Annotated in this window: 1 protein-coding gene; it reads left to right on the forward strand. The window is 55.3% G+C overall.

The window, feature by feature from the left end; all coding sequences use genetic code 11:
* The first annotated feature begins 81 nt into the window (after window positions 1-81).
* Window positions 82-1,119 (forward strand): IS110 family transposase, encoded by a 1,038-nt coding sequence (locus AAIH70_RS30945; RefSeq protein ID WP_430038180.1) that lies wholly within the window; start codon window positions 82-84, stop codon window positions 1,117-1,119.
* The last annotated feature ends 290 nt before the right edge of the window (window positions 1,120-1,409 follow it).

The raw sequence follows: 1,409 nt of genomic DNA on the forward strand, positions 1-1,409 counted from the left end.
TGATGTTGGAGTGGACGGCCCCTTAACGGCATCGAAATGTGCCATGATGAGCTGTTGAGATCTCAATCGAAGGGGCCGCCCATGGATAAGATTATTCGTATTGGCATGGATACGTCAAAGCATGTCTTTCAGCTGCATGGCGTGAATGCTGGAGAGAAGCCGGTCTTGCGTAAGAAAATGCGACGCAAGGAGATGATCGACTTCTTCACGACCTGCCCGCCAACTTCGGTTGCGATCGAGGCCTGTGGTGGTTCCCATCATTGGGCGCGATTACTCGCCTCATTTGGACATGAGGTGAAGATGATCGCACCACAACTCGCCAAGCCTTACGTTAAGCGGAACAAGAATGACGCTGCCGACGCCGAAGGTCTGTGCGAGGCGATGGCCCGCCCAACGATGCGGTTTGTTCCGGTCAAGACAGTTGATGACCAAGCAGCACTCATGCTGATCAGCGTCCGTACCCGTCTGATAGCCAACCGCACTCAGCTTGCCAACGCAATCCGGGGCTACGCCAATGAATTCGGCATTTCTGCAGCTAAGGGGTTAGCACATATTCCGATGCTGCTCGAAAGGATAAAAGTTGAGAAAACTGTGCCAGAGCTCGCGCAGGAATTGTTCATGAGCCAGGCCGAGGAATATGCTCAACTGGACAAGAAGATTGCGGATGTGGAGGCCAAGGTAAAGGCATGGCAGCGTAACGACGAACGCAGCATACGCCTCAACACCATTCCCGGTATTGGCCCAATCGGTTCGGCTCTCTTGATCATGAAGACACCCGCTCCCGAGCTCTTTCAATCTGGCCGCCAGTTTGCAGCCTGGATCGGATTGACGCCAAAAGATCACTCGACCGGCGGTAAGCTGCGGCTCGGTGGTATCACGCGAGCCGGCGACGAAGCTCTACGGGCCGTCCTGGTGGCTGGAGCAACCGCTGTGATTCATCACGCGAGGCGATCTGGTAAGGCCTCTCGTTGGTTGGCGGAATTGCTCACGCGCAAGCCGCCCAAACTGGCAGCTGTCGCACTCGCCAATAAGATGGCGCGCATAGCCTGGAAGCTCATGGTCTCGGGAGAGACATTCAGCGCAAAATCAGGACCGGCCTTAACGGGACACGCTGCATGAAGAGGGGGAAGCAAGCACTCAAGCCGTCCTGATCTTCGCCACGTGTTTGTGATACTACAACTTGCAAGATAATAGCAGATGGTGTGATCGATCGATCCGAGACACAGGATACTCCGAGGATCCCATTGGCCCGTCAAGGCCGCCTTGATGTTTGGGACCTGTGTTGCGGAAACCATCTTGGCCAGCGTTCATGTGCGAGCGCAACTACAGGCCGGACATATGGACGCAAGCGATCTGGTCAGATTGTCTCGAAATATCTTGCGAGTCGGGGGCCGTCCACATATGGGATC

This window comes from Neorhizobium sp. BT27B, assembly GCF_050455485.1.
Lineage (GTDB): Bacteria > Pseudomonadota > Alphaproteobacteria > Rhizobiales > Rhizobiaceae > Neorhizobium.